Annotated in this window: 2 protein-coding genes and 1 pseudogene; all 3 read left to right on the top strand. The window is 47.6% G+C overall.

Features of this window, described 5'->3' with window-relative positions:
• Positions 1 to 200: pseudogene (locus AQR02_RS33085) on the top strand (hypothetical protein); the annotation flags it as partial.
• Positions 187 to 1,161, top strand: a complete 975-nt coding sequence (locus AQR02_RS13045; protein WP_054940868.1) for a S66 family peptidase — start codon at positions 187 to 189, stop codon at positions 1,159 to 1,161. The pseudogene AQR02_RS33085 and the gene AQR02_RS13045, both read left to right, overlap by 14 nt.
• A 426-nt stretch (positions 1,162 to 1,587) precedes the next feature.
• A partial coding sequence (locus AQR02_RS13040) for an alkaline phosphatase family protein (RefSeq protein ID WP_342447451.1) occupies positions 1,588 to 2,017 on the top strand: 430 nt, incomplete at its 3' end.

Below are 2,017 nucleotides of genomic sequence, written 5' to 3'. Positions count from 1 at the left end.
TGAGACTAAATCTGGCAAGTGAAATGATCGGGTATCTGAAAGGAGGACGCAGGGCTTATCTCGAAATGCTTAGAGTGGTTCTGCCATCCTCCGATTGTTCCATCGACGGCACATGGAGCGTTAATGAAATAACTGAGCAAATATTGGAGCGAGTACGTACGTTGAGAAGCGAGAGGAGTAAAAGTTATGAAAGCAGCTAAACTGAAGGCCGGAGACGAAATCCGCATCATCTCCCCATCCAATAGTCTGGGGATCATAGCCCCTGAACAAATTGAGGCATCCAAAGGGCTGCTGGAGGGACTCGGGTTCACCGTTTCTTTTGCCAAGCATGCTTATGAATTGGACGTGTTCTCATCATCTTCTGTTAGCTCCAGAGTAGAGGATATTCATGAGGCTTTCCGCGACCCTAAGGTTAAGGGGATACTGACGACCCTGGGGGGCCACAACTGCAACCAGCTGCTGCGGGAGCTTGATTATGAGCTGATCGCCGCTAATCCCAAACGTCTCTGCGGATACTCCGACATTACAGCGCTGGGAAGTGCGATATACACCCGTACCGGGCTGATTACGTATTCGGGTCCTCATTTTTCGACATTAGCCATGCGGTACGGGAATGAGTATACGATCCAGCACTTTACCCAATTGATGATGAAGGATGAGGAGATCCTTGTGCGGCCTTCTGACCAATGGAGTGACGATGAATGGTTTCGAAATCAGGATAATCGTATCTTTGAGCCTAACGCCGGCCCATATACGATCCACTCAGGAGCAGCGGAAGGCGTTATTATCGGGGGGAATCTGTGTACACTGAATTTGCTGCAGGGTACGGAGTTTATGCCGAGCCTTAAGGATGCGATTCTGTTTCTGGAGGATGACTTTGAATCGGGTCCGGAGACCTTTGACCGGGATCTGCAATCCCTGATTCATCAGCCGGGTTTTGAGCAGGTTAAAGGACTGGTAATCGGCAGATTTCAAAGGGCATCGCGGATAACGCCGGAATTACTGTGCACGATCATTAGGAGTATAAAGGAGCTGCAGCAGCTGCCGGTCATCGCCGATGTGAATTTTGGACACACCTCGCCGCTGATCACTTTACCGATAGGTGGAAGGGCTACGCTTGCTGCAGCGAAGGAAACAGCAGAACTGAGGATCAGTGAATAAAGGTTGAGGGAATTGCGGTGAAATACAGCGCAACCATACCGGACCATGACTGTCCTCTTTGCCGTTCTAGCTGAAATGATTGTCCCGTCAGTAACTTATGGCGGGATTTTTTTTACCTATTATTCATCTCCGATAGTCTGCTCCCCTCCTCTGACCTACTAAAAATCCAAGTATGATTAGAAATCAAATTTATGTATAAGCTATTAAAATAACTTGAATAACATGGCGATATCCGCATCTAAATGTATATAAAGTAGGTGAGCTGTTGTGCGAAAAAAGTGGAATCGGATTTTGCCGGCGTTGCTTATAGTCAGCCTGATTATCGGATGCCAAAACCCGAAACCCGAAGAACAGGATTTAATGCGGATTAAATCGGCTGGTGAACTTAAAACGAAGAAAGTCATATTACTGGTGGTAGACTCTTTAATGTCTCAGTCAATTGACAAAGGCATAAGAGAACATGAGCTTCCTGCGCTTAAATTCCTGACCGATCACGGTCAATATTATAAAGATCTGGTCAGTTCTTTCCCCACGATGTCCGTCACCATTGACAGCTCGCTGCTTACCGGAAAATATCCGGATGTTCACCATGTGCCGGGCCTGACTTGGTATTCCGCGGACAGCAAGAAAATAATCAATTACGGGACCGGACCGATGGAAGTACTCGGACACGGAATTCATCCGGTTTTGACCGATGCGCTGATACATTTGAACGGAAGTCACTTGAACAGGAATTTGCCAACGATCTATGAAGAATTAGCACGGCATGGATTGAAGTCGGGTTCGATAAACGGCCTGGTTTACCGGGGAATGACCGACCATAAGTTATCGGTTCCGGCCAGGATTCAAGGCCCTG

The organism is Paenibacillus ihuae, assembly GCF_001368795.1.
In the GTDB taxonomy this organism is placed as follows: Bacteria; Bacillota; Bacilli; order Paenibacillales; family Paenibacillaceae; genus Paenibacillus_AQ; species Paenibacillus_AQ ihuae.
Note: the sequence above shows the minus strand (reverse complement) of the source record. Positions and strands in the feature narration are given on the sequence as shown.

What these genes read in the sequence shown, in the direction of transcription:
- AQR02_RS13045 (WP_054940868.1), top strand. Translation starts at nt 187, where the DNA reads ATGAAAGCAGCTAAACTGAAGGCCGGAGACGAAATCCGCATCATCTCC.